Below are 1,469 nucleotides of genomic sequence, written 5' to 3' on the forward strand. Positions count from 1 at the left end.
TCGTCTAGAGAGGATGGTGTGAGTATATGAGTCTAGTTAAGTGTGGATTTTTTATTTAAATATGAAAGTGATTTAATAAGGATCTTTTTTATGAATTGTTTTTTAAGCACCATATCCTAATAACGTATTACTAAAAAAAATATTTGCCAACTTGTCTATTTCAATTATTATGCTTAAACATATTTTGTTTTGATAACTAATAATAAGTTAATTTAATAGCATTACATTGTTAGGTGTCAAAATTAGAAGTAAAGGATGGTGATAGAGAATGGCTGAACTTCAAGATAATACTGAAATTGTAACTCTGTTGCAAGCATTTCAATTGGTAGGGGCAAGAGTTGTATTATTTTTACCATCATTTCACGTAGAAGGCCTTATTACACAAATTGGAGAAAATTTTGTTACTCTTCGTCGTGGTAATGGGGAAGGCGTTGAAGTAGAAAGTAATGCAAATGGTGAAGCTCTTGAAAATCCAAACCAAATTAGTGTTGCAATTAGTAGCATTTTATCGGTTAGTGATGATCAAGGAGCATAATAAATTAAAAATGTACTGGGTATTATAAATACCCAGTACATTTTTATATAATCTGCTTACTATATAATACATACTTATTATAGGGGGGGCATAGATGTGTCAATTTTGTTTAAATTCCGATAATAGAAAACGTAAATTTAGATTGTTTGAAATAAATCCGATTCCTCTTATCGCACCATTTAAATCAAGAAGGAGTTTTGATACTTTATTAGAATCAGAAAAATCTTCTGATGTTTTATTAAAATCAAAAATGTCCCCTAACACCTCTTTAGAATTAAAGGGATCTTCTTCTTCTCATTCAGTAGTGAATAGTTCTAGCAATAATTTTGCAGAGGTAACAAATGAGGTTAGAGAACTTTTATATGCCTATCAGTTGCTTCATTTACGTACTGTATTGTTTTTAGAAGGAATTCATATTAAAGGCATTATAATGAATGTGAGTCAAAATTTAGTTACTGTTATTGGACCAAATGTAGAAATAACAAGTAATTCAACTGGTAATATTATAGGTTTTCCGAACAAAATTAATGTTAGACTTGAGTCTATTCAAGCAATTGGTGATGTAGAATAGGTTTCTCATTAAAACGCAAAAAATAATAGAGTAACATGTGATTTTTAATGTTGCTTTATATTATATGGAAAAATCAAATCGAAAATGTATCAAGAATATTATCTTTTTTTCTTTGTTAATTCCAATATATTTTAGATTGACACTCCTTGCTCCTTTAGGGCTGGGAGTGTCAAATCCATGCATATTAGGTGATTCCAAGTATAGAATAGCAGTAACATCGAGAAATGTTAATCTATACGTTAGAGTTATCCCCTATATATTGAGAAAGCGCTTAAATAAGGTGTCTTTTTGTTTTCACCTTTTGAGAAGGTTCTGGTGCAAAAACTATAAGATTTATGTAACTAATCTCTGAAACTTAGACAT

Annotated in this window: 2 protein-coding genes; both read left to right on the forward strand. The window is 29.6% G+C overall.

The window, feature by feature from the left end; genetic code table 11:
- The first annotated feature begins 268 nt into the window (after positions 1–268).
- On the forward strand, positions 269–535 hold the full coding sequence (locus tag CQZ94_RS30695; protein WP_105588433.1) for a hypothetical protein: 267 nt from the start codon (positions 269–271) through the stop codon (positions 533–535).
- A gap of 94 nt (positions 536–629) precedes the next feature.
- Positions 630–1,106: a hypothetical protein gene (locus tag CQZ94_RS30700; RefSeq protein ID WP_105588434.1), complete on the forward strand. Its 477-nt coding sequence runs from the start codon at positions 630–632 to the stop codon at positions 1,104–1,106.
- Positions 1,107–1,469: the final 363 nt, after the last annotated feature.

Origin of the sequence: Bacillus sp. MYb209, assembly GCF_002975175.1 — a bacterium.
In the GTDB taxonomy this organism is placed as follows: domain Bacteria; phylum Bacillota; class Bacilli; order Bacillales; family Bacillaceae_G; genus Bacillus_A.

Excerpts from the sequence above, each read along its gene's own strand:
- CQZ94_RS30695 (WP_105588433.1), top strand. The coding sequence starts at position 269 with ATGGCTGAACTTCAAGATAATACTGAAATTGTAACTCTGTTGCAAGCA.
- CQZ94_RS30700 (WP_105588434.1), top strand. The coding sequence starts at position 630 with ATGTGTCAATTTTGTTTAAATTCCGATAATAGAAAACGTAAATTTAGA.